The sequence below is a fragment of the Neisseria polysaccharea genome (assembly GCF_963392925.1).
GTDB classification, from domain to species: domain Bacteria; phylum Pseudomonadota; class Gammaproteobacteria; order Burkholderiales; family Neisseriaceae; genus Neisseria; species Neisseria polysaccharea.
Window position 1 is genome coordinate 1 of the sequence record NZ_CAUJNZ010000002.1, and the last position, 19,662, is coordinate 19,662.

Genomic DNA, 19,662 nt, shown 5'->3' on the forward strand with positions numbered 1-19,662 from the left:
ATCGGTTCCGTACTATTTGTACTGTCTGCGGCTTCGTCGCCTTGTCCTGATTTTTGTTAATCCACTATACATAATTTCTTTTAGATTTCCGCAAAAATCCCTGACAAACAATCTGCACATTTTTTAATCATATAAGATTTCCCCTTATTCCTCAGCATACTATCAAACATATCCACAACAGGATTCACACAGGCTAAGGATAAAGCAGATAAAAAGACACCTGTTCTTTTCAGACGGCATTCCCTGTTTCTGCAAACGGCAAAACAAAACGGCAGGACATCGTCTGTCCTGCCGTTTCACATATACGGTTTCCCGTACACTCGGGATTAAGCAGCCTGAATGTTAGCAGCTTGTTTGCCTTTAGGGCCGGTGGTTACGTCGAAAGACACGCGTTGGCCTTCTTTCAGGGTTTTGAAACCTTCCATATTGATCGCTGAGAAGTGAGCGAACAAATCTTCGCCGCCTTCGTCAGGAGTGATGAAACCAAAACCTTTAGCGTCGTTAAACCATTTTACGATACCGGTTGCCATTAGAAACTTCCTATACTTAAAAATTAACAAAATCAGCAAAATAAGGCATACAGCAAACTTAAACGTTCAGCGTTTCTCCCCAGCTTTATATACTTGGTCGAGTGCCGGCTTCTGCTTAACCGTCTTTTTACATTTGTTAAGCCGAAACGTCAAGCTATGTTTCCAAAAAAGTGAGAAAATAAGCGGAAAAACCGAAAATACAACAGAAATGCCGTCTGAAAACGGCTTCTTCCCGATAGAAAACAACTTATGACGACACACTGCCAATCCGATACGCTTTTAAGCGACCTGAAAACCCTGCCGCCAAAACGTTACGGCGTTTTCCTATTGAACGACGATTACACCACGATGGAATTTGTCGTTGAAATCCTGACCGAAATCTTTATGCTCGGGCAAGAACAGGCGGTAGCGGTAATGCTCTTGGTTCATCACGAAGGCAAAGGCCTGTGCGGCACTTACACGCGCGATATTGCCCAAACCAAACAGCAACAAGTCATGCAGCGGGCAAAAGCCGAAGGGCATCCGCTGCAATGTATTGTCGAGGAGATTTAATATGCTTGCCCCTGAATTAGAACAGATTTTGCAGCAGCTTTACCGCGAGGCGCGCAACGCCCATTATGAATTTATCAGCCTCGAGCATCTGCTTTTGGTACTCATCGAAGAAGATGCCGCCGTCCCCAACGTCCTCAAGCTCTGCGGCACGGATTTGAAAGTGGTGTCCGAACAGCTCGCCGCCAGCGTTGCCGAAAACACCCCCCTGATTCCCGAACACCTTTTAGACACGGTCGAAACCCGGCTCACGCTCGGCTTCCAACGCGTGATGCAACGGGCGATGGTACATACCCAATCCGCAGGCAAAGCCGCAGTCGAACCGTTGGACGTTTTGGTCGCGCTGATGAGCGAAACCGACAGCCACGCCGTTTATTTTTTGGGTTTGCAATCGGTTACGCGTTTTGAAGTTTTGCGCTGCATCGCCCACGGCTCTCCCGATGAAGATGAAGACGATGGCAACTATTCTTCAGATGGCATGGACGACGATAATGAGAACCGCGCCAACCCGGGCAAAAACCCTTTATCGGCGTACACCGTCAACCTCAACACCGAAGTCAAAGTCGGCCGTATCGACCCTTTGATTGGTCGCAAACACGAAATGGAACGGCTGGTGCAAATCCTGTGCCGCCGCCGCAAAAACAATCCGCTTTTGGTCGGCGAAACAGGCGTGGGCAAAACCGCGCTGGCGGAAGGTTTGGCACATCAAATCGTCAACGGCGACATTCCCGACGCGCTCAAAGATGCCGAAGTATACGCGCTGGATATGGGTTCGCTTTTGGCGGGCACAAAATACCGCGGCGATTTTGAAGCGCGGATCAAATCTATATTGAAACAGCTCGAAAAAATCCCGCGCGCCATTTTGTTTATCGACGAAATCCACACCATCATCGGCGCAGGCAGCACCAGCGGCGGCACGATGGACGCGTCCAATCTGCTCAAACCCGCATTGGCGAAAGGCTCGCTGCGCTGCATCGGTGCAACCACCTACGACGAATACCGCACCATTTTCGACAAAGACCACGCCTTAAGCCGCCGCTTCCAAAAAATCGATGTGGTCGAGCCTACCGTCGCCGAAACCGTACAAATCCTGCGCGGCTTGAAACCGATGTTTGAAGGCTTCCACCAAGTGCGCTACACGCAAGGCGCACTCGAAGCCGCCGCCGAACTTTCCGCACGCTACATCAACGAACGCTTCCTGCCCGACAAAGCCATCGACGTGATGGACGAAGCAGGCGCGGCGCAACGGATTCTGCCCAAATCCAAACAGAAAAAAGTCATCGGCAAAGCGCAAATCGAAACCGTCATCGCCAAAGTCGCGCGGATTCCTGAAAAAACCGTGTCGCACGACGACAAACAAGTGTTGCAATTCCTCGGCCGCGATTTGAACAATATGGTTTACGGGCAGGAAAACGCCATCGACGCACTGGTTGCCGCCGTCAAAATGTCGCGCTCGGGCTTGGGGCTGCCCGACAAACCGATAGGCAGCTTCCTCTTCTCCGGCCCGACCGGCGTGGGCAAAACCGAAGCCGCCAAACAGCTTGCCTACTCGATGGGCGTACCGCTGCAACGCTTCGACATGTCCGAATACATGGAACGCCACGCCGTATCGCGCCTCATCGGCGCACCACCGGGCTACGTCGGCTTTGAACAAGGCGGCCTTTTAACCGAAGCCGTCAACAAACAGCCGCATTGCGTGCTGCTCTTGGACGAAATCGAAAAAGCCCACCCCGACATTTTCAACGTCCTCCTGCAAGTCATGGACGCAGGCAAACTGACCGACAACAACGGCAAGAGTGCCGATTTCCGCAATGTTATCCTGATCATGACCACCAACGCAGGCGCGGAAAGCCTCAGCCGCCCCAGTCTCGGCTTCACCGCCAAGCGCGAGCGCGGCGATGAAATGCAGGCTATCAACAAGCTCTTCACGCCCGAGTTCCGCAACCGCTTGGACGCGATTATCCCGTTTGCGCCCCTGTCCGAACCCATTATCGTCAAAGTCGTGGACAAATTCCTGCTTCAGCTCGAACACCAGCTCCTCGACAAAAAAGTTGAAGCCGAATTCACGCCGGCATTGCGCAAATATCTGGCGGAAAAAGGTTTTGACCCACAAATGGGCGCACGCCCAATGAACCGCCTGATCCAGGAAAAAATCCGCAAACCGCTCGCCGACGAACTCCTGTTCGGCAAACTCGCCGACGGCGGCTTCGTGCGGATAGACTGGGATGCGGCAAAAGAAGAAGCCGTGTTGAAGTTTAAGAAAAGCAAGGTCAAAATAAAAACCGCCTCCGCATAAAATCAAAAATGCCGTCTGAAAGGTTCAGACGGCATTTTGTCAAATATCGGTCCCTATTCCGGCAAACTTCTCCACAAACGCCGCAATCTTTTGAAAAACACTTTGTTTCTTCGTCAGATATTGCGGGTTGAGCGGACTCATTTTCGGCAGGGTTTCGGTCAGTTCCGTACCGTTTTCGCTGGCATAGCCGCGTTTGAGCGAGCCGGTCAAATAGCGTTTGGCGGCGGTTTCGTTCAGACCTTCGGCGGCAATCAGCTCTGCTGCTTCGCGCCTCATCACCTCTTGCGCGTAGGTGTAGAAGGTTTCCAGTATGGCGGGAACATCGGGGACTTTATCCAAATCCGTATCGTTGATGAAATCCACAATCAGACCCTCTTTGGCTCGGTGTCCGATACTTGCGCGGATGATACGGCGGATTTCTTCCACTAGCTCCGCTTTGCCTTTGATTTTTTTGTGGTGCTCGAAAACCAGTTGCAAGATGTAATCCAAATTGATTTCCTGTGATTTGAGCAAATCCACCTCAAAAACCACATCGTCCCAGTCGATTTTTGACTGTTCTTTCTGTTCGCCTGCTTTTTGGCGGCGCAACCAATCGCGGATGTCGTTGTAGGCGGAACGGTAGTCCTGCACCGCCCTTTCAGACGGCATCGGCACTTGCCGCATTTCCTGCACGTCTTCATCGCTCAGGTAGTATTTTTCCTGAAACGCCTTCATCGCATCTTCGTCCGCCGCATCCACATTCTGCAACTCGCGCAGCGCGGCAAATTCATCGTAGTTCTGCAATACGTTTTCCGCCCGCAGGTATTCGCCGAAGAGTTTGGCAAAATCTTTTTTGTCTTTTTCCGTTTCGATTTCGTCGGGATCGGAGAAACGTTGGCGCAATTCTTTTGCCACATCCAAATAACCGCGCCGCACTTCGCCCGTCCGATCATCGATATAGCCGTTCATGTATTCTTCGTAGCTTTTTTCCAGCACCACGTTTTTGGTGTTTTTGTCGCCAAACAGGGTAATCGCATCAATGGTTGCCTGCTCCAAATCGCGGAAGCAGACAATATTGCCGAAGGTTTTGGTGGCATCGTAAATGCGGTTGGTGCGCGAAAACGCCTGCATCAGGCCGTGATAGCGCAGGTTTTTATCGACAAACAGCGTGTTCAGCGTCGGCGCGTCAAAACCCGTCAAAAACATACCGACCACAATCAGCAAATCCACTTCCTGATTTTTCACCCGTTTTGCCAAATCTCGGTAGTAGTTTTGAAAGGATTTGCTGTCCGTGCCGAAATTGGTTTTGAAACAGGCGTTGTAATCGTTGATGGCAGCCTGCAAAAATTCTTTTGCGCTGCTGTCCATCGCTTCCGGTTCAAAGGTTTCATCGACAATTTCACCGACGGCGTTTTGCTCTTCGTTGGCCGCAAAGGAAAAAATAGTGGCCACTTTCAACGGGTGCGGGCTGCCTGCCTGTTGTGTTTTGAACGCTTCGTAATAGCACTTCGCCGCATCCACGCTGCTGACGGCAAACATGGCGTTGAAGCCTTTGCCGCCTGCGTTCAGCCGGTGCGTTTTCTGCCTGAACTGGTTCAGGATATATTGCGTGATTTCGCGGATGCGTTCGGGGTGCAGCAGAGCTTGGCGGTTTTCGGCGGCACTCAGTTTCTTCTCGTCCTGTTCCGCTTCCACGGCTTTGAACTGCGGGCGCACATCGTTGTAATCCACTTTGAATTTCAATACTTTTTCATCGCGGATGGCATCGGTAATCACATAAGAATGCAGCTCCCGCCCGAACACGCCCGCCGTGGTTTCTGCGCCCAAAGCGTTTTCGGGAAAAATCGGCGTACCGGTAAAGCCGAACTGGCAGAATTTCTTAAATTTCTTTTTCAGGTTTTTTTGCGCTTCGCCGAATTGCGAGCGGTGGCATTCGTCGAAAATAAAGACAACTCGCTGATGGTAAACCGGCAGATTATCTTCACTCTTCATCAGGTTGTTCAGCTTTTGGATGGTGGTAACGATGATTTTGTTGTCGTCTTTTTCCAAATTGCGCTTCAAGCCCGCCGTACTTTCCGAGCCGTTTACGCTGTCGGGCGAAAAACGTTGGTATTCCTTCATCGTCTGGTAGTCCAAATCCTTCCTGTCCACCACAAAGAAAACCTTGTCGATAAACGCCGATTCCGTCGCCAGACGCGCCGCCTTGAAGCTGGTCAGCGTTTTGCCGCTGCCCGTGGTATGCCAAACATAGCCACCGCTTTCCGGCTTGCTCCAATTCTTCGCCTGCGCCGAACTGTTGATTTTCCACAAAATGCGTTCGGCGGCGGCAATCTGATACGGCCGCATAATCAGCAGCGTATCATTCGCATCGAACACGCTGTAATGCAGCAAAACGCTCAGCAATACGCTTTTCTGCAGGAACGTGGCGGTAAAGTCTTTCAAATCCTTAATCGGATTATTGTCCGACCGTGCCCAATTCATCGTGAAATCGAAGCTGTTTTTGTCGCGCTTGGTGGTGTTGGCGAAATAGCGCGTGTCCGTGCCGTTGGAAATCACGAAGATTTGCAGGAATTTGAACAGCGAATTTTCGCTGTTGAAGCTCTCTTTGCTGTAACGGTGCACCTGATTGAATGCCTCGCGCACCGCCACACCGCGCTTTTTCAATTCAATCTGCACCAGCGGCAGGCCGTTTACCAACACGGTAACGTCATAGCGGTTTGCATGCGTGCCCGTCTGCTCAAACTGGTTGATAACCTGCACATGGTTGCGGGCAAGGTTTTTCTTGTCCAGCAGATAGATGTTTTTCAGACGGCCGTCATCAAAAGCGAAATCGTAAATATGGTCGTCGTGGATTTTGCGGGTTTTATCGGTAATGTTTTCAGACGGCCTGTCCAGATATTCCGTCAAAAACCGCACCCATTCGCCGTCTGAAAACGCCATATCGTTCAGCCGCTGCAACTGGGCGCGCAGGTTTTCCAGCAGCCTGCTTTGGCTGTTCAAGTCCTTGCGGTATTCGTAACCCTGATTCTGCAAATCGGCGATTAACTCCGCTTCCAACCGGTTTTCCGATTGGTAGCTGCCCGATTGTTCGATTTTTTTATATTGGTCGAGCACGATGAAATTCGGCGTTTCGGCGATAGGTTTGGTTTCAAGATTCATGTTTATCCTTCTCATCTTTAAAGAAATTAAAATTTTTCACTAGATGGCCTAAAAGCAGTCTTACTGTTTCTTTTTCTTGCGGTGTCGGCTCTGTAAATGCTTCATTAGATAATGTCGAATGACTTGTGAAGTTAATAATACGTTGAAAGTAGTTTTGCCTACTCTCTTCAGGCAGAATCGCAGACCATTGTTGATAACCTAAAAAATTAGCAGTTTTTTCATACAGGTTTCTTAATAAGATAAAATGAAACCGCTCCACTTGCTGATTTTCAATGGCTTTTTCAATAATTTCTTTTAGATGTAGGTGATATGAAAAACTCTTATTTGAATCCCCATCTTTTGGATCAAGATTAAAACTACCATCTTCATTTTTAGAGAGCAGATAACCTCCTTTATTTTTATTTATTTTTAATTCATTAAATAACACATTGTAAAACAATATGTTATGCGTAGTTATAACAAACCTTAGTCCAAGTCTATATTTATTGCTTTTCTTTATCAAATCAGCTAAATCTACTGCCTGTTGAATCAGATGGTTTTCATCCAAAGAACTCACAGGATCATCAATAAAGATATATTCTAAATTATCAAACTGATGTGTAGAACGTTCTTCCTCACTATCTTCTGTAATCTTTAGCTCATTAATGACTTGTTGGATCAATACATAAAAAATGCTCCAGATAAAGATACTTTCTTCACCCTTTGAAACTTTAATATTACTAATAGATTCATCGTTACCACGAGCAAAATAAAACGTAATTTCTGAAAAATCATCATTAAAATCAGGAGTCAACTTATCATCTGTATAATATTGGAAATTTTCGACAACAGCTCTACCCAATCCATGTTCCTTAAGCAGCCAATCAGTAAAGCTATTGGTTTGGATTTTTAATTTTGGTTCTTCATTTTCTATTAAGCCATTGTCCCAAAAAAATAAGTCCTCAGTAAATGCGTTATAGTAGAGAAATTTTCTTCTTGTTGCCCCTTCTTCCAAATCCTCGGTTTCAGATGGAACAATCAAATTCTTAAACTCTCTGGACAAACGTGTTTTCCCTGTTCCGTTAAAAGCATAGATTAGCTGGACTTTTTTATCGTTTCCTTTTAGTTCCTCAGCAATTTCGGTTAAACTTTTTCCCATGATATTTCCTTATCAATATTTTTCAGACGGCATGATTTAAAGACCAGCTATGACTTTTCAGGCAGCCTTTGGGAAGCTCAACAACTGCCCGCGGTAATATTCGTATTGTTTTCGGCGCAGGGCGATTTCGTACGGCAGGCCTTCGCTGATGGAGTGGGTCAGGGTGTCGAATTTGTCGAGGATGGCGACGATTTTTTCTTGTTCGGGGAGTGGGGGGATGGGGATTTTAATCTTATTTAAGATTGTCTGTGTAAGGCTTGGCCTTCCTGAGCCTGTATCCAATACCATTAAATCAATCGTTCTCATAAAATAGTAGAAAAATTTCGGCTTCAATTTACTGGTGTCTATTTCTGTGTAATAGATAGTATCAACATTCCAAAAAGGGAAATCCGCATAAAAAATATTTGTGATAGACCCTTTTCTTGGAATCAAAACACTAGGTTTATCATATGCAAACGTATCCACATATCCCATTACGCCGCCTGAGCCATATACAGGAATATCGCCGGAACTCAAATTTTTCCAATCTTTCCCATTCTTAATGTTTACCACTTCCCCCAACGTCTTCCAAACCACATCTTTCAGACGGCCTTTATAGCCATCAGCTATCCTCCCCCCCGATTTGATTGTTAAAATCTAAAAGAAAGTCGCGGTAATACCGGTATTGGCGTTTGCGCAGGGCTAATTCCGCTTCCAGCTCTGTGAATTTGTCAAGTATTTTTACAATTTTTTGTTGAATTTCTAGGGGTGGGATGGGGATTGGAAATCTTTGCAACATTGGTTTTCGAATAGATGTAGCTGTTGCCCCCACACTCTTTGCTTGAATATACCTTTTAAAATCTACATTCATGAAGTAATAAAGAAATTTAGGGGATAAATCAGGTATTACAACATGAACTCTATATGCTCTTTGATGTAAGGCGTATTTACCTTCCGCATAGTGGAATATATCTCCAATTCCACCTTCTCCGGGAATAATAATAGCAGTCTCATTGAATTGATATGTTGATGATCTAAGAATATTTTTAGATCGAACATAAAATGGATACTCTCCATCATGCTCTTCATCCTGCCTATTGGAACTTCCTGTACCAATCTCAGCCACCTCCCCCAACGGCTTCCACTCCACTGGTGCCGTCTGAATCATCTCAATCAATTTTTTCGCTTTGCTTTGCATATCCATGGTTGTTTTCCGTTTCTTTCCCGCTGCGGCGGGATGTGGGGCAGTTGCGGGGCGGGTTTCGGCTCACTCTGTCCGTTTGCCGTTGTTTCTGCGGGCTGAAGCCCGTCCTGCTTTCAGGCTGCCTGAAATGGTGTGCAGGCTGCTTTTTCAGGTAGCCTGAATGCGGTTATTTTTGCCGTTTTGATGCTGTTCGGTTGCGGCAAGCCTTTTCTGTTCTTCGTTCTCAAGCTGTTTGATGCTTTTCTCGGGTACGGGCTGGTTTTCAGGCATGATGCCGCCCAGTTCTTCAATGGTTTGGCGCACTTTTTGTCCGACTTCGAAATGCACCCGGTTTGCCTGTGTTTTGCCTTGGATGTTTTCGCGGCGTAGTTTTTCTTCGGTTTGCGTGGCGCGAAACAGATTGGCAGCCAGTTCACTGGCGTTCATGTGGTCTAGGATTTTCTGGCTTTTCTTCAAGCCTTTGCGGCTGTGTATGCCCTGCTTGTCCAGTCCTCCGTATAGCCCCCGATAGCCGTGGTTTTGGAAGACGGCGTACTCAACGGGTTTTTCTACGCCTGCATCCTTGGCTGCGGCGGCAAGGTCGGTATTGTGTTCGCGCAGCTGCCTGCGAAGCAGCAGGCGTTGTTTGTCTTCGCCCAAACTCCTGAATGCGGCCTCGTCTTGCAGCTCTTGGCGGCGGGTTTGCACGGCAAAGTAGGTTTGCCCTGCGGCAATGACGCTTTTGGACGGATCGCCGTTTTGCACAATCAGGTAGCAGGCATAGCGGGAAAGGCGGTAATCCGGCACTTCGCGCTGCCCGCCTTTTCCGAGGGCTATCATTTTGTTGGTTTCAACAAAATGATGATTTTTGTCATTTCCTGATGTTTCGCAAGCAGTTATGGCTTTATCAATGGCCCGTTGGAAATTACGCCATTCGGAATATTCCAAGATTTGCTGCAAGGTGCGCGCCGACCAATATTCATTGCCTGTTTCGTCAATGTGCTTGGCGTTTTCAAAAGCATTGTTTTCTGTTGTCATGTATTTTTCCCCGAAAATTTCTTGATTTGAACTTGTAAGGATTGCTTACAGGTTGCCGCCCGTATTTTCAGACGGCCTCTTTCCCATTCAGTTGTTGCAAAATATGCAACAACTGCCTAGGCCTCAATCTCTGCAATCACTTCGTCAATTTCACGCCGCAGCCGTTCGATTTTGGCAACGGTTTCGCTGATTTCGGCGTTGAGCTGTTTGATGTCGATGACCTCGCGGGTGTCTTCGGCTTCGACATAGCTGCTGACGGCGAGATTGTAGCCGTTGTCTTTGACGGTTTGCTGGGCGGCGTTTTGGGCGATATGCGGCACATCGGCTTTATCGGCGAAGAGTTTGACGATTTCGGCAATGTGTTCTTCGGTTAAGACGTTGTTGTTGGTTTCTTTTTTAAAGAAGCTGCCTGCATCGATAAATTGGATGTCGGTATTGTCTTTGTGTTTGGACAAAACCAGGATATTGACGGCGATGCCGGTGCCGTAAAAGAGATTGGGCGCAAGGGCAATCACGGTTTCCACGTAGTTGCCCTCCACCAGATATTGGCGGATTTTCTGCTCTGCCCCGCCGCGATAGAAAATGCCGGGGAAAGAGACGATGGCGGCGCGGCCTCTGCCGGAAAGGTAGTTCAGTGCGTGCAGAATGAAGGCAAAATCGGCTTTGGATTTCGGGGCGAGTACGCCTGCGGGGGCAAAACGGTCGTCATTGATTAAGGTGGGGTCGCCGCTGCCTATCCAGTTGATGGAATAAGGCGGATTGGAGACGATGGCATCAAAGGGCCTGCTGTCTTTGAGCTTGGGATTGGTCAGTGTGTCGCCCAATTCGATGTGGAATTTGTTGTAATTGACGTTGTGCAGAAACATATTCATGCGGGCGAGGTTGTAGGTGGTGTGGTTGATTTCCTGCCCGAAGAAGCCTTCTTCGATGATGTGTTCGTCAAACTGTTTTTTCGCTTGCAAGAGCAGGCTGCCCGAGCCGCAGGCGGGGTCGTAGATTTTGTTGACTTTCTCCTGCCCGTGCACCGCCAGCCGCGCAATCAGCTTGGAGACGCTTTGCGGGGTAAAAAATTCGCCGCCGGATTTGCCTGCATTGGCAGCGTAGTTGGAAATCAGGTATTCGTAGGCATCGCCGAAAAGGTCGATGCGGTGGTCTTCAAAATTGCCGAAATCAAGTTCCGCCACGCCTTTGAGGACGGCGGCAAGGCGTTTGTTTTTGTCGGCAACGGTGCTGCCGAGCCGGCTGCTGGTGGTGTCGAAGTCGTCAAACAGGCCTTTAATGTCTTGTTCGGACGGGTAGCCGGAGGCGGAGCTTTCAATCGCGGTAAAGATTTCTTTCAGCTTGGTGTTGAGCTCTTCGTTTTGATGGGCTTCGGCGGCGATATTGCAAAAAAGCTGGCCGGGGTAGATGAAATAGCCTTTGACTTTGACGGCATCGTCTTTGATTTCGGGCGTGATGATGCTGTCCGGCATAGCGGCGTAATCAATACTGCTGTCGCCTGCCTGCATATAATCGGTGAAGTTTTCGCTGATAAAGCGGTAGAAAAGCGTGCCGAGAACGTATTGTTTAAAGTCCCAGCCGTCCACCGCGCCGCGTACTTCGTCGGCGATTTTCCAGATTTGGCGGTGCAGTTGGGCGCGTTGTTGCATTTCGGTCATCATCGAAATCCATATAAAAGTTGAACAAATCAAAATCGCCTGATATTTTCAGACGATTTTTTTACGGGCATTCAAATTAAGCCAAATTTTCCAGCATCCATTTGACGTAGCGGTCTACGCCTGCTTTGACATCGAAAAATTCTTCCTTGTATCCGGCTTCGCGCAGTTTGGTGATGTCGGCTTGGGTGAAGCTCTGGTATTTGCCTTTGAGCGCGTCGGGGAAGGGGATGTAGCGGATAAGTTCTTCTTCTACCAGCTCTTTCAAGCTCATTTCAGGTTTACCTTCGGCGGCGCGGCAGGCGTTGACGGTGGCGGCGGCGAGTTCGTTAAACTGTTGGCTGCGGCCTGTTCCGAGGTTGTAGATGCCGGAAAGTTCGGGATGGTCGAAGAAGTAGAGGTTGACTTTGGCAACGTCTTCGACGCTGACGAAGTCGCGGGTTTGTTCGCCGTTGCCGTAGCCGTCGTTTGAACCGAACAGGTTAACGTAACCGTGTTCGCGGTATTGGTGGAAATGGTGGAAGGCGACGGATGCCATACGGCCTTTGTGTTGTTCGTGTTGTCCGTAAACGTTGAAGTAGCGGAAGCCGACGACTTGGGCAGTGAGACCTTCTTTCATGCGGCGACGCAATACTTGGTCGAACAGGAATTTGGAGTAGCCGTACACATTAAGCGGTTTTTCGAGTTCGCGCTCTTCGCGGAAGATTTCGCCTTTTCCGTAAACCGCCGCACTGGAGGCATAAAGGAAGGGGATGCGTTCGTCCCGACACCAGTCCAGCAAATCCAGCGTGTACTGATAGTTGTTTTCCATCATGTACAAACCGTCGTGGTTCATCGTATCGGAACACGCGCCTTGGTGGAACACGGCTTCGATATTTTGATAAGGTAAAATGTGCTCCCTCACTTGGCGGATGAATTCGTGTTTGTCGAGATAATGGGCGATTTCGCACTCGGCAAGGTTTTTAAATTTTTCGCCTTTGCTCAAATTATCGACGGCAACGATGTCGGTAATGCCGCGCCGGTTGAGGGCTTTGACGATGTTGCTGCCGATAAAGCCGGCCGCGCCTGTTACGATGATGGTCATATTGGGTTTCCTTTGTTTTGAGGGTTTCAGACGGCATTGGATGGTCATGCCGTCTGAAAAGATTTATTGCCCGTCCAGTGCTTCAACCAACTCTGCAAACGAGCAAACCGCCGTACCAAGTTTCGCCACGACAACCCCAGCCGCAGTATTGGCAAGGTGCATGGCTTCAGACATGGTATAACCAGCAGCCAGCCCCAAGCCCATTCCGGCAATAACGGTGTCGCCTGCGCCGGACACGTCGTAAACTTCTTGGGCGCGGGTGGGCTGGTAAATCGGTTCGCCCTCATTGAATAGGGTCATGCCTTCTTCGCTTCGGGTCAGTAAAACGGCGGTCAGGTCGAGGTGGCGGCGCAGGTTTTGCGCTTTTTCGGTCAGCTCGTCTTCGTTTTTCCAACTGCCGACCACTTCTTTCAATTCGGCACGGTTGGGCGTAATCAGGGTTGCACCGGCGTATTTTTCGTAATCGTCGCCTTTGGGGTCGATTAATACGGTTTTACCTGCATGTTTCGCCCAATCGATCATATCGGAGATGTACGACAGACCGCCTTTGCCGTAGTCTGAAAAAATAATTGCGTCGTATTCGGGCAAGATTTCGCGGTATTTCCGCTTGATTTGTTCCAATACTTCGCGGTTGGGATGTTCTTCAAAATCAAGGCGGATAAGCTGCTGGTTGCGGGCGACGACGCGCAGTTTGACGGTGGTGGCGATTTGTTTGTCGCGCATCAGATAGGAGGCGACGCCGTCCTGCACCATCAGCGCGTCGAGCGCGTCGGCGGCTTCGTCGTTGCCGGTTACGGACAACAGCCCTGCTTTACCGCCCAACGAAGCGATGTTGCGCGCAACGTTCGCCGCACCGCCCGCGCGTTGGTCGATACGTCCGATTTTTGCTACGGGAACAGGGGCTTCGGGCGAAATTCGGGACACGTCGCCAAACCAATAGCGGTCGAGCATCACGTCGCCGACCACCAGGACTTTGGCTTGTGCGAAACGGGATTTGAGGGTTTCTTGTTGAAACTTGGCGGGCATTTTATGCACTCCAAAATAAGTTGTTTTTTGTGTGTGAAAACTTCACTGTATTCTCAGTAATTATCTGGCAAATTTACTGATTAATAATAAAATCCGGCTTTTTATTATTCTTCAAAGTCAAAAGGAGACCAATCGGTAACAGGTGAAAAGCAATCCTCTCCTTCTTTTTTCTCAAAAACGCTACCTATATCCGCCCAAAACAGCTCCCCAACATCTGCTTGATAATGAGTAAGCCGCGTCAAACTATGAAAGGAGAAGTTATCAGGGTTATTCGTGTATTCATTATCTTCTGTTCCGGAAAATACCCGCCATCCGCTATCAAATGGTAAATCCCCTTGATGTTCCCGATACATAAATTTAATAGGAAGCCCCTCTTCGACAATTTTATGCGACACGATTGCATACCATCCAACAGGGGTATCCTTTACAAGCAAATCATCTTCTGGAAATGCATCATAATCAAAAATATTGCTCACATCTGAACCACATTGAGACATCGGATAAATTCCTTTCTAAGCTGAAATTTTCTGGTTATTTATCTACCGTATCAAAGTAAGGCAGTTTCTTTGAACAGCATCAAAATTGTTGATGCTTAAGCGTTTGCCACGCGGTTCACTTCGCGCAATACGGCGACCGGATCGGCGGCTTGGGTTACAGGGCGGCCCATTACCAAATAGGTTGAACCTGCCGCCAAGGCTTCGGCGGGCGTCATGATGCGGCGTTGGTCGTCGTTGTTGCCAGCAACGTCCAAGCGGATACCGGGCGTTACCAAGACAAAATCTTGTCCCAACTCGCGGCGTAACGGTGCGGCTTCTTGGGCGGAACAGACCACTCCGTCCAAGCCCGAACTTTGCGCCAGTTTCGCCAAACGGATGACTTGTTCTTCGGGAGCGATGTTCAAACCGATTTCCGCCAAATCGCTTTGTTCCATACTGGTCAACACGGTTACGCCGATTAAGAGCGGCTTCGTGCCGTATCCGGCAACGGCTTCGGCTGCGGCTTCCATCATACGGCGACCGCCTGAGGCATGCATATCGACCATCCAAACGCCCATATCGGCAGCGACTTTGCAGGCTTGCGCGACGGTGTGGGGAATATCGTGGTATTTCAAATCGAGGAAAAGCTTGAGACCTTGATTGATTAAGCTTTCCGCCAAACTGCGCCCCGTCGCGGTAAACAGCTCTTTGCCGATTTTGATTTGGCACAACGTCGGATCAAGGTTGCGGACGAATCCGAGCGTGTCTTTTTCGTTGGCAAAATCAAGGGCAACGATGACGGGGGTGCGTTGTTGCTGGGTTTGGAAGTCGGAGATTAAGGGGTTCATAAGATGCCTGCGGATAAACGGTTACAACTTCGATTTTAACAGCTTTCATACACAAAATGCCGTCTGAAAATATTTTTTCAGACGGCATTTCCGACTCGGCAAAACTTATTTGCCCAAACCTTTCAATACTTCTGCTTTCACGGCTTCTACTGCTTGGGTGCCGTCGACTTTGATGTATTTAGGCGCGTGTTCGCCTTCCAGCTTGCTGTAAAAATCGACCAGCACTTCGGTTTGCTCGTGGTACACGGCAAGGCGTTTTTTGACGGTTTCTTCTTTGTCGTCGTCGCGCTGAATCAAGTCTTCGCCGGTTACGTCGTCTTTGCCTTCAACTTTAGGCGGATTGTAGGTAACGTGGTAAGTACGACCGGAAGCCAAATGCACGCGGCGGCCGCTCATGCGGTCGATAATCACGCTGTCGGGTACGTCGATTTCAACAACCGCGTCCAAATCCACACCGGCTTCAACCATGGCTTCGGCTTGTGCCAGCGTGCGCGGGAAACCGTCGAACAGGAAACCGTTTTTGCAGTCGTCTTGCGCGATGCGTTCTTTGACCATACCGATGATGATGTCGTCGCGTACCAAACCGCCTTCGTCAATGATTTTTTTTGCTTCCAAACCCAGCGGCGTGCCTGCTTTAATCGCAGCGCGAAGCATATCGCCGGTAGAGATTTGCGGAATGCCGAACGCGGCGGTGATGAATTGCGCCTGAGTGCCTTTGCCCGCGCCCGGCGCGCCTAAAAGTAATGCTTTCATGAAGTGATCCTTTTAAATGTGTTTATTGGAATCAAACAGATGGTTTACGATTCTACACGGCTTGGCACAATAGTTCAAAAACCAACTGTACAAACTGCCATTTGCAAGCAAATGTTTTGCATACCTTTGCCGAGCTTAATATTCACAAGGCTGCAACTTTTTGGGACAATCCCCAAAACTTTTAAAACATCACACCCTACCAAAAAGGAACATCCGTGAAACGCATTTTTCTGTTTTTGGCTACCAATATCGCTATTTTGGTCGTAATCAGTATTGTTTTGGCGGTTCTGGGCATCAACAGCCGGGGCGGCACGGGCAGCCTGTTGGCGTATTCCGCCGTCGTCGGCTTCACTGGTTCGATTATTTCGCTGCTGATGTCCAAATTCATCGCCAAACAATCGGTCGGCGCGGAAATTATCGACACACCGCGCACCGAAGAAGAAACCTGGCTTTTGAACACTGTCGAAGCCCAAGCGCGGCAATGGAACCTGAAAACGCCCGAAGTCGCCATCTACCACTCTCCCGAACCCAATGCCTTTGCCACGGGCGCATCGAGAAACAACTCTCTGATCGCCGTCAGCACCGGTTTGCTCGACCACATGACACGCGATGAGGTGGAAGCGGTGTTGGCGCACGAAATGGCACACGTCGGCAACGGCGATATGGTGACATTGACGCTGATTCAAGGGGTGGTTAATACCTTTGTCGTATTCCTGTCGCGCATTATTGCCAACTTGATTGCCCGGAACAACGACGGCAGCCAATCCCAGGGAACTTATTTACTGGTCAGCATGGTATTCCAAATCCTCTTCGGCTTCCTTGCCAGCTTAATTGTCATGTGGTTCAGCCGCCAGCGTGAATACCGTGCCGATGCAGGGGCGGCAAAACTGGTCGGCGCACCGAAAATGATTTCCGCCCTGCAAAGGCTTAAAGGCAATCCTGTCGACCTGCCCAAAGAAATGAACGCAATGGGCATTGCCGGAGATACGCGCGACTCCCTGCTCAGCACCCACCCTTCACTGGACAACCGCATTGCCCGCCTCAAATCGCTCTGAGCCGATTTGAAACGACAAAAAAACCGTACGCACAAGCAGTACGGTTTTTTTGTATATGCCGTCTGAAAACATCAGGTTTCCATACCGGCACCCAACCGTATCCATTTCCGTACCAGATACGCCGCATTGATATACCCCGACAAACCGTGTCCGGACAGAAAATATCAGATAAAACGGCAGCAAAAATGCCGTCTGAAACCAATTAGGGCTTCAGACGGCATTTTTACTGCAAAACCTTATGCGAACGGATGATGCAGCACAATCGTTTCTTCGCGGTCGGGGCCGGTGGAGACGATAGCTACCGGCGCACCGCACACTTCTTCGATACGTTTCAAATATGCTTTGGCATTGGCAGGTAATGCGTCGTAGCTTTTCACGCCGAAAGTGGATTCGCTCCAACCGGGCATGGTTTCGTAAATTGGCTTGCAGGCTTCTACCGCATCGGAACCGCAAGGCAGAATGTCAGTTTTGCTGCCGTCGGGCAATTCGTAGCCGACACAGATATTGATGTTCTCAATACCGTCCATCACGTCCAGCTTGGTGATGCACATACCGGAAATACCGTTGACTTGGATGGAGCGTTTCAGGGCGGCGGCATCAAACCATCCGCAGCGGCGTGCGCGACCGGTTACGGAACCGAATTCGTGTCCGCGTTCTGCCAAACCTGCGCCTACTTCGTCAAACAATTCGGTCGGGAACGGGCCTGAACCGACGCGCGTGGTATAGGCTTTGACGATGCCCAAAACATAATCCAGCATTTGAGGGCCTACGCCCGCGCCTGCGGAAGCGGCTCCCGCCAGGCAGTTGGAAGAGGTAACGAAGGGGTAAGTGCCGTAGTCAATGTCCAACAGCGTGCCTTGCGCGCCTTCAAACAGCAGTTTTTCGCCGTTTTTGTTTTTTTCGTTCAACACGCGGGATACGTCGGTAATCATCGGCGTAATGCGCGGCGCAACTTTTTCGATAACCGCCATCACGTCTTCCGCTTTTACCGGCTCGGCATTGTGCAGATGTTGCAATTGAACGTTGTAATAAGCGAGGATGGCATCCAGTTTTTCACGCAATTTTTCAGGATGCAGCAAATCGACGGCGCGGATGGCGCGGCGTGCCACTTTGTCTTCGTAGGCAGGGCCGATGCCGCGGCCGGTCGTGCCGATTTTTCCTTTGCCGCGCGATGCTTCTCGGGCTTGGTCGAGCGCGATGTGGTAAGGCAGGATCAGCGGGCAGGTCGGCGCGATTTTCAGACGGCCTTCGACGTTTTTCACGCCTGCCGCGTTCAACTCGTCGATTTCGCCCAACAGGGCTTCGGGGGAGACGACAACGCCCGAACCGATGAAGCAGTCCAAGCCTTCGTGCAGGATGCCGCTCGGAATCAGGCGCAAAATGGTTTTTTTGCCGCCGACAACCAAGGTATGTCCCGCATTGTGGCCGCCTTGGAAGCGCACCACGCCGCCGGCTTCTTCCGCCAGCCAGTCAACGATTTTACCTTTACCCTCGTCGCCCCACTGTGCGCCGATTACTACAACATTTTTAGCCATAGCCATATAACCTATCGATATTAAAAATTATTACGGGAATCCCCAAACCGGTACGGCTTTGCGCCCCGCCCCGGTTTGCCTTTCATCCGCTATGAACGGGTATTTAGCGTTTCACGACCTGCCAAACGCCGTCCGTCTTTTTCAGACGGCCTGCAAGCTCTTCCGAAACATTGTGTCCGATACCGTAGTCGATCACGACACACTGCCCTTGTTCACGCAAGGCCTCGACCGCTTCGCACGCCGCTTCGGCATCTTCCGCATCGACCAACACGGCGGGCTGCCGTTCGATGGCGGGCAAACGCCCGATAAAGCTGCGCAAGTCGAAACTGAATCCCGTTGCCGGGCGCGCCCTGCCGAAATATCCGCCCAATCCGTCATAACGCCCGCCGCGCGCGACCGCGTCGTGGAAATCGGCGGCATAGGCGGCATACAGCAAGCCCGTGTGGTAATTGTCGACGCGCAGCTCGGACAAGTCGATATGGATTTCATTATCAGGAAATGCGTCGCACACCGCCTGCAATTCGTCCAACGCGCTGCCGACCGCCGACAAATCCGGCAACCGTCCGCGCGCGTCGGACAACACTTCACGCCTGCCGTACAGGCGCGGCAGCAGCGAGAATGCTTTTGCCCACATACCGTCCAGCTTCCAAGCCTTGACCTGCGCTTCGACCGCCCCGGTATCTTTATCCTGCATCAAGGCAAGCAGCGTTGCGGACTGCCCCGCATCCAAATGCGCCGCATCGGACAAGGCGCGGAATATACCGATATGCCCCAGCGAAAGCAGTACTTTGCCCATATCGGCAATTTTCATGCTTTTCAGCATCAGGTCTATCAGCTCGATGTCGCCACGGATGTCGGCAAAACCGTACATTTCCGCCCCTGCCTGCAAGGGTTCGCGCATATTCAGCAGACCGTCGGACTGCGCGTGCAACACCGAACCGGCATAACACAACCGGTTAATCCCTTGGTTGGCGGACAAAAGATGGGCATCGATACGCGCCACCTGCGGCGTGATGTCGGCGCGTATGCCCAACTGCCTGCCGCTGAGCCTGTCCGTTACCAAAATGGTTTTCAGGGAAAGCCCCGCATCGATATGCGTCAGCAGGGAATGTGCGTACTCCATCAGCGGAGGCTGTACCAGTTCATAACCGTGTACGCGGAACAGTGCCAACAACTGCTCCCTCGCGCTTTCAAGCTGCCGCGCGTTCGTGGGCAGTACGTCGGCGATATGTTCCGGAAGCTGCCATGTCTGCATGAGAATCTGCCTTCTATTTTATCCTGTAAACACAAAAGGCTGCCCGATCCGCAATCAGACGGCATCTTTGCCGCAACGCATCACGCCGCTGTCAAAACGGCGATGCTTCCTTCCGATTCAGAAT

Annotated in this window: 17 protein-coding genes; 3 read left to right on the top strand and 14 right to left on the bottom strand. The window is 50.1% G+C overall.

Annotation, left to right across the window (positions count from 1 at the left end; all coding sequences use genetic code 11):
* Positions 1 to 326: 326 nt before the first annotated feature.
* Positions 327 to 530 (bottom strand): cold-shock protein, encoded by a 204-nt coding sequence (locus RDY34_RS01355; RefSeq protein ID WP_002217533.1) that lies wholly within the window; start codon positions 528 to 530, stop codon positions 327 to 329.
* A 249-nt stretch (positions 531 to 779) separates the two neighbouring features.
* On the opposite strand from RDY34_RS01355, the gene clpS reads away from it, so the two are divergent.
* On the top strand, positions 780 to 1,082 hold the full coding sequence (clpS, locus tag RDY34_RS01360; RefSeq protein WP_003754853.1) for an ATP-dependent Clp protease adapter ClpS: 303 nt from the start codon (positions 780 to 782) through the stop codon (positions 1,080 to 1,082).
* A 1-nt stretch (position 1,083) separates the two neighbouring features.
* On the top strand, positions 1,084 to 3,375 hold the full coding sequence (clpA, locus tag RDY34_RS01365) for an ATP-dependent Clp protease ATP-binding subunit ClpA (protein ID WP_003754850.1): 2,292 nt from the start codon (positions 1,084 to 1,086) through the stop codon (positions 3,373 to 3,375).
* Positions 3,376 to 3,414: 39 nt separating this feature from the next.
* Here the strand turns inward: clpA and RDY34_RS01370 are convergent, their stop codons facing one another.
* The 11 genes from RDY34_RS01370 to adk form a co-directional block, all read right to left on the bottom strand.
* Positions 3,415 to 6,513, bottom strand: coding sequence for a type I restriction endonuclease subunit R (locus RDY34_RS01370; RefSeq protein WP_308074333.1), 3,099 nt, complete (start codon positions 6,511 to 6,513; stop codon positions 3,415 to 3,417).
* On the bottom strand, positions 6,503 to 7,651 hold the full coding sequence (locus tag RDY34_RS01375) for an AAA family ATPase (RefSeq protein WP_308072849.1): 1,149 nt from the start codon (positions 7,649 to 7,651) through the stop codon (positions 6,503 to 6,505). The genes RDY34_RS01370 and RDY34_RS01375 overlap by 11 nt, the downstream gene beginning before the upstream one ends.
* Positions 7,652 to 7,708: 57 nt before the next feature.
* Positions 7,709 to 8,287, bottom strand: coding sequence for a restriction endonuclease subunit S (locus RDY34_RS01380; RefSeq protein ID WP_372340207.1), 579 nt, complete (start codon positions 8,285 to 8,287; stop codon positions 7,709 to 7,711).
* The gene (locus RDY34_RS01385) at positions 8,253 to 8,834 is read right to left on the bottom strand and encodes a restriction endonuclease subunit S (protein ID WP_308075365.1); all 582 of its coding nucleotides are present in this window, start codon (positions 8,832 to 8,834) and stop codon (positions 8,253 to 8,255) included. Before RDY34_RS01385 ends, RDY34_RS01380 begins: the two co-directional genes overlap by 35 nt.
* 147 nt (positions 8,835 to 8,981) lie before the next feature.
* Positions 8,982 to 9,851, bottom strand: a complete 870-nt coding sequence (gene dinD, locus RDY34_RS01390) for a DNA damage-inducible protein D (protein ID WP_308075169.1) — start codon at positions 9,849 to 9,851, stop codon at positions 8,982 to 8,984.
* 116 nt (positions 9,852 to 9,967) lie between these two features.
* Complete coding sequence (locus tag RDY34_RS01395) at positions 9,968 to 11,512, bottom strand: type I restriction-modification system subunit M (RefSeq protein ID WP_308072852.1); 1,545 nt, start codon at positions 11,510 to 11,512, stop codon at positions 9,968 to 9,970.
* Positions 11,513 to 11,585: 73 nt separating this feature from the next.
* On the bottom strand, positions 11,586 to 12,590 hold the full coding sequence (rfaD, locus tag RDY34_RS01400; RefSeq protein ID WP_308072853.1) for an ADP-glyceromanno-heptose 6-epimerase: 1,005 nt from the start codon (positions 12,588 to 12,590) through the stop codon (positions 11,586 to 11,588).
* A gap of 63 nt (positions 12,591 to 12,653) precedes the next feature.
* Entirely contained in the window at positions 12,654 to 13,616 is a 963-nt protein-coding gene (hldA, locus tag RDY34_RS01405) for an ADP-heptose synthase (RefSeq protein ID WP_003751478.1), read from the bottom strand.
* Between the two features lie 104 nt (positions 13,617 to 13,720).
* Complete coding sequence (locus RDY34_RS01410) at positions 13,721 to 14,113, bottom strand: DUF2185 domain-containing protein (protein WP_003751480.1); 393 nt, start codon at positions 14,111 to 14,113, stop codon at positions 13,721 to 13,723.
* Between the two features lie 95 nt (positions 14,114 to 14,208).
* Complete coding sequence (pyrF, locus tag RDY34_RS01415) at positions 14,209 to 14,940, bottom strand: orotidine-5'-phosphate decarboxylase (RefSeq protein WP_308072854.1); 732 nt, start codon at positions 14,938 to 14,940, stop codon at positions 14,209 to 14,211.
* Positions 14,941 to 15,045: 105 nt separating this feature from the next.
* The gene (gene adk, locus RDY34_RS01420; protein ID WP_308072855.1) at positions 15,046 to 15,693 is read right to left on the bottom strand and encodes an adenylate kinase; all 648 of its coding nucleotides are present in this window, start codon (positions 15,691 to 15,693) and stop codon (positions 15,046 to 15,048) included.
* Between the two features lie 215 nt (positions 15,694 to 15,908).
* On the opposite strand from adk, the gene htpX reads away from it, so the two are divergent.
* On the top strand, positions 15,909 to 16,748 hold the full coding sequence (gene htpX / locus RDY34_RS01425) for a protease HtpX (RefSeq protein ID WP_308072857.1): 840 nt from the start codon (positions 15,909 to 15,911) through the stop codon (positions 16,746 to 16,748).
* A gap of 236 nt (positions 16,749 to 16,984) precedes the next feature.
* On the opposite strand, the gene RDY34_RS01430 is transcribed toward htpX, so the two are convergent.
* Entirely contained in the window at positions 16,985 to 18,283 is a 1,299-nt protein-coding gene (locus RDY34_RS01430) for an adenylosuccinate synthase (protein ID WP_196427883.1), read from the bottom strand.
* Positions 18,284 to 18,386: 103 nt separating this feature from the next.
* The gene (locus RDY34_RS01435; RefSeq protein WP_308074337.1) at positions 18,387 to 19,538 is read right to left on the bottom strand and encodes an ATP phosphoribosyltransferase regulatory subunit; all 1,152 of its coding nucleotides are present in this window, start codon (positions 19,536 to 19,538) and stop codon (positions 18,387 to 18,389) included.
* Positions 19,539 to 19,662: the final 124 nt, after the last annotated feature.

Bases quoted from the DNA above. Each gene is read 5' to 3' on its own strand.
- RDY34_RS01355 (WP_002217533.1), bottom strand. From the start codon at position 530: ATGGCAACCGGTATCGTAAAATGGTTTAACGACGCTAAAGGTTTTGGT.
- clpS (WP_003754853.1), top strand. From the start codon at position 780: ATGACGACACACTGCCAATCCGATACGCTTTTAAGCGACCTGAAAACC.
- clpA (WP_003754850.1), top strand. From the start codon at position 1,084: ATGCTTGCCCCTGAATTAGAACAGATTTTGCAGCAGCTTTACCGCGAG.
- RDY34_RS01370 (WP_308074333.1), bottom strand. From the start codon at position 6,513: ATGAATCTTGAAACCAAACCTATCGCCGAAACGCCGAATTTCATCGTG.
- RDY34_RS01375 (WP_308072849.1), bottom strand. From the start codon at position 7,651: ATGGGAAAAAGTTTAACCGAAATTGCTGAGGAACTAAAAGGAAACGAT.
- RDY34_RS01385 (WP_308075365.1), bottom strand. From the start codon at position 8,834: ATGGATATGCAAAGCAAAGCGAAAAAATTGATTGAGATGATTCAGACG.
- dinD (WP_308075169.1), bottom strand. From the start codon at position 9,851: ATGACAACAGAAAACAATGCTTTTGAAAACGCCAAGCACATTGACGAA.
- RDY34_RS01395 (WP_308072852.1), bottom strand. From the start codon at position 11,512: ATGATGACCGAAATGCAACAACGCGCCCAACTGCACCGCCAAATCTGG.
- rfaD (WP_308072853.1), bottom strand. From the start codon at position 12,590: ATGACCATCATCGTAACAGGCGCGGCCGGCTTTATCGGCAGCAACATC.
- hldA (WP_003751478.1), bottom strand. From the start codon at position 13,616: ATGCCCGCCAAGTTTCAACAAGAAACCCTCAAATCCCGTTTCGCACAA.
- RDY34_RS01410 (WP_003751480.1), bottom strand. From the start codon at position 14,113: ATGTCTCAATGTGGTTCAGATGTGAGCAATATTTTTGATTATGATGCA.
- pyrF (WP_308072854.1), bottom strand. From the start codon at position 14,940: ATGAACCCCTTAATCTCCGACTTCCAAACCCAGCAACAACGCACCCCC.
- adk (WP_308072855.1), bottom strand. From the start codon at position 15,693: ATGAAAGCATTACTTTTAGGCGCGCCGGGCGCGGGCAAAGGCACTCAG.
- RDY34_RS01430 (WP_196427883.1), bottom strand. From the start codon at position 18,283: ATGGCTAAAAATGTTGTAGTAATCGGCGCACAGTGGGGCGACGAGGGT.
- RDY34_RS01435 (WP_308074337.1), bottom strand. From the start codon at position 19,538: ATGCAGACATGGCAGCTTCCGGAACATATCGCCGACGTACTGCCCACG.